The sequence below is a fragment of the Cupriavidus sp. R6-3 genome (assembly GCF_059772245.1).
In genome coordinates this window covers 1-3,921 of the sequence record NZ_JCBAJO010000333.1, presented here as the reverse complement: position 1 = coordinate 3,921, position 3,921 = coordinate 1, and the positions used below count along the sequence as shown (strand labels likewise).

The following is a 3,921-nucleotide window of genomic DNA, read 5'->3' as shown; positions in this document are numbered from 1 at the left end:
TTCCTGCGCGACCGAACCGGGCGCTCGCCCCACACGTTGCGCGCCTATGGCGCCGAACTGCGCCGCCTGATGCGCTGGTGCGGCGCGCACGAGCTTGGGCCGCTCTCGGACCTCACGCGCCAGCGGTTGCTCGGCTACCGGCACGCGCTGCAGCACGGGGAGACCGGCAGGGAGGACGCCGCGCCGCCCTTGTCAGAAGCGACCCGCACGCGCGCGCTGGCGGTGGTGGCAAGCCTCTACGGCTACTGGTACGACACCGGCTACTTGCATGCCAATCCGGCCGCGGGCCTGTCCGCCGGCAGCCGCACCCGGGCCGGCTTCGCGCCGACGCGGCTGATCCCGCCAGCGCTGCTGGCCGCGTGCGATGCCTGGCTTGAGGCGCCGGAGTTTGCCGCCGCCAACACGACCAACACGCTGGCGGCGCAGCGGCGGCGCGCGATTTGGGCGCTGTATCGTTACGCCGGCGTGCGCCTGGCGGAACTGGCCTGGTCGACAGAGATCGCACTGCCCCGCCTGGAGGCCGAGGCGCCCGGGCGGTGGACGCTCTATGTCTGCGGCAAGGGGCGCAAGGCACGGGCCATTCCGCTGCCGGTGCCGTGCGTGACGGTATTGCGCGCCTACCGACAAGCACGCGGCCTGCCGTCCGAGCCGCCGGCGCACGAGGCGCTGCCTGTAATCCACGGCAACAAGGGCGAAGCGCTACAGTCGGCAGGCCTGTACCGGGAGGTCAAGGCGATCTTTGCGGCCGTGGCCGATGGTCTGCAGGCGCGCGAGCCGGCGCAGGCGCTCTTACTGCGCGCGGCCTCCCCGCACTGGCTGCGCCATGCCTATGCGCGCACACTGGTGGTCGACCACCAGGTGCCGCTGCCGGCCGCCCAGGCGCTGCTCGGCCACGCCTCGGTGCAGACCACGGCGGCCTATGCCAGGACCGACCTGACGCAGTTGCGGGCCTTTGTCGATGCCACGTTTGCGGATGATGGGCCGTAGCGACAGCGCGCGTTGCCTTGTCGCATCGCCACGGCGCGGGTCGCCAGTCCCAGCAACAGCAAAGCTGGGGCGGTCAGCTCGATTGACACCGCCAGGCAGGCCGCAGACTCCGAGGGCACCAGCGGCACCCGGTAGTCCTCGCGGAACAGGTCGAGGGCGGCATTCCAATTGGCCAGCTTGGCGATCGCCGAGTTCCAGAAGGTTGGCTTTTTCTCAGCCCGCACAGCACGACAGTTGCGTGACATCCTTGGCAGCCCTACATGTCCATGCCGTCCATCGATCCTGCCGCGAATGGAAGGTAGTCGCAAAAAGTCCGCCACATTTGGGCCAAATCGCTGACTTTGAAATGGTCGACGAACAAAGCTTCGCGCCTGACAGGGGCTCACACCCTCGCGGTACGTTGCGATCGCAAGTTATAGGTCACGCTGGCAACGATGATGAGGAGAATAGCCACTTGCGCGGCAATGGTTTGCACAGAGGGGTAAACGCCCAAGACATCGATACGCGGCATAGAGAGCGGCGTCACTTGCAACAGGCCAACTTTCTGCAGTGCCGCCACGCCCTTGCCAATCAGGACCACGGCAAGCACGCCAACCAAGGCGGAGCTGAACGCGAAAAATTGTCGAATCGGCAAACGCGCCGTCGATCGCAGGAGCAGAAACGCAATCACTGCCAGCACAGCAATACCGCAACCGAGTCCCGCGAGCATGTAGGCACCGTTGCCATCGGACCACAGGGCCGCGTAGAAGAGCACGGTCTCAAATACTTCCCGGTAGACCGTGACGAACGATAGCAGGAAGAGCATAAACGCCGATTTCCTGTTCAATGCCGACGACAGCTTTTCCTTCACGTACGATTGCCAGCGTCCCGCCAGACTCTTCTGGTGCATCCACATGCCGACGCCGAGTAGGACGACCGCCGCGAAGACCGCGGAGAAGCCTTCGGTCATTTCGCGACTAGCGCCGCTCAGATCAACGACGTAGGTAGCTACCGCCCACGTCAATCCACCGGCTCCCAGCGCAGTGACCCAACCCGCGTGAACGTAGGGAAGGACGTCAGTGCGATTGGCCTTCTTGAGGAACGCCAGCATGGCTACGACTACCAACAGCGCTTCAAGCCCTTCACGAAGCAGGATCGTAAAGGCGCCAAGGAAGGTCGAGAATGCGTCATTGGCGCCTGCGAGCGCTTCCTGCGCCTCGTCCAGCCTTGACTGCAGTTGCGCTGCGATGTCATGCGCGCGCTCTGCCTGGCCATTCGCGACGGCATTTCGATAGAGTCCCATCGTCTTCTCGATGTCCAGGAAGAGAGCCTGGTTCTTGGCAGCCAACGCAGGCTCAACTGGTTCGAACCCATCAAGATATGCGGACAAAGCCAGTTGCGATGCGGCCCGCGTGTCTCCCTTGTCAAGCGCAGTGACACTTTCCTTCAGCTTTTCCTTGGCGATTGAGAGACTATCGGTGGTCGATGCGGCCAGTACGTCCGGTGAGCTTCGCAGGTATGCAAGACCATCACGAGAGGTCTGTGCACCCACGAATTTAGCAAGTGCCGCCTCCGAGGTCTGGCTAAGCTTGTCGAGCGTGGGAACCGCCGCGCGCAGCCCCGGTTCAGCAGTCCAAAGCTTGGCGCCCGCCTGGCGGTCAGTATCTGAATAAGACAGCGTCGAAGCAAAATAGGCCAGAGCCCATCGGTCGTCTTCGGAGAGATGGGCAAAGCCCGGCATCGATGTTCCCTCCACGCCGCGCGTGATGATCTGTTGCAAGGCAAAGACGCTGCGTTCCTGCGCGCGCGCGTGGTCGGCCAGCGCAATCGGGGGCGGGTTGAGTTTCGCTGCGAGGGGGCCGTCCGCGTTACCGGATACGCCGTGGCAGGACGCACAATGGCTTTGATAGAGCTTCGCCCCGTTCTGCAAATCAGGCGCCTTGCTTGGTGCCATAGGAACCGGATAGGCTGTGAGGACGCCGCTGGCCAACTTCCGAGCCAGTTCGGCGACAGTTTCTGGCGAGGCCTTCGCTGCGATGGACAAACGCAATGCGCCAGCTTCCTTGCCTAGTTGTTCGGAGGCGGGTCCTGGCGGCAATTCGCCTAGCTGTCGCGCGACCGTCTGCGCGAACTCTTGCATCTCGGCATATTCAGCCTCATTGGTGATGCGGCCATCGTTGACTGAACCGCCATAGTCAACGGCAAGGTAGTCCAGCAATTGCCAGACTTGCTTGGCCTTGTCTTGCGTGGATAGAGGCTCGGCCAAAGCCGTCGAGACGGATAGCGCCAAGGAGACTAGAACGAGGGAGAGGATGCGCAGGGCTTGCATGAGGAACACGCCGGGCGGGCGGCAGTTTTCGCGGACAAATGCGAATGATTGTAATTCATATCGTTTGCGCGAGCGACCCATCTTGGTGATGGAAGTATGGGGAATCGCGCTTGACTCTATAGCCGCTAGAGGGCGTAGAAATAACAACGTTAGTCAATACTGGCGACCTACTTTGAGTCAGCGCAACACAAACCGATGGGGACTTCCGGCGGATTGCTCGTATGGGGTCGAGCCAAGTGCAGCCGCGTGCAAGATGCGGGAGGGTGCAATGCGCTTACGTGAGGTGCGCACAACTTCGGGCGACCCTCCGCCTCGGCTTTCAGGCGTTCGCACGATTGCGAACAATAGAACCCAACGCTCCCATATCGCGAGTCCTTACCGTATGGTGGGATGCGAGGGGCGGAGGATGGTGATCCGATGAGTTGGGCACTTGTTCTCTACGACTGGAGCGGCTGGAATCGAGAGATCTTCCTACTGGTCAATGAAGGCACGCCGGCAATGTTCTTGCCTTTGGCCAAGCTGTTTAGCTACCTATTGGGCAACTATTGGACCGCGCCTGTTGTCATGGGAGGCTTTTGGGTCTGGTCAAGAACAACCTCGGATGTAGATCGTTCGTTGGAGCTACA

At 62.3% G+C, this 3,921-nt stretch carries 2 protein-coding genes and 2 pseudogenes; 2 read left to right on the top strand and 2 right to left on the bottom strand.

Features of this window, described 5'->3' with window-relative positions; all coding sequences use genetic code 11:
- Nucleotides 1-987, top strand: a 987-nt coding sequence (locus AC6EI8_RS25015) for a tyrosine-type recombinase/integrase (protein WP_498383192.1), incomplete at its 5' end; no start/stop codon positions are given.
- A gap of 23 nt (nt 988-1,010) precedes the next feature.
- Here the strand turns inward: AC6EI8_RS25015 and AC6EI8_RS25010 are convergent.
- Nucleotides 1,011-1,187 (bottom strand): annotated as a pseudogene (locus tag AC6EI8_RS25010) (DoxX family membrane protein); the annotation flags it as partial.
- Between the two features lie 182 nt (nt 1,188-1,369).
- On the bottom strand, nt 1,370-3,295 hold the full coding sequence (locus AC6EI8_RS25005; protein ID WP_053823089.1) for a cytochrome c/FTR1 family iron permease: 1,926 nt from the start codon (nt 3,293-3,295) through the stop codon (nt 1,370-1,372).
- 417 nt (nt 3,296-3,712) lie between these two features.
- Between AC6EI8_RS25005 and AC6EI8_RS25000 the strand changes: the two are divergent.
- Nucleotides 3,713-3,921, top strand: a pseudogene (locus AC6EI8_RS25000) (signal peptidase II); the annotation flags it as partial.

Coding starts and splice junctions, on each gene's coding strand:
- AC6EI8_RS25005 (WP_053823089.1), bottom strand. CDS start 3,295: ATGCAAGCCCTGCGCATCCTCTCCCTCGTTCTAGTCTCCTTGGCGCTA.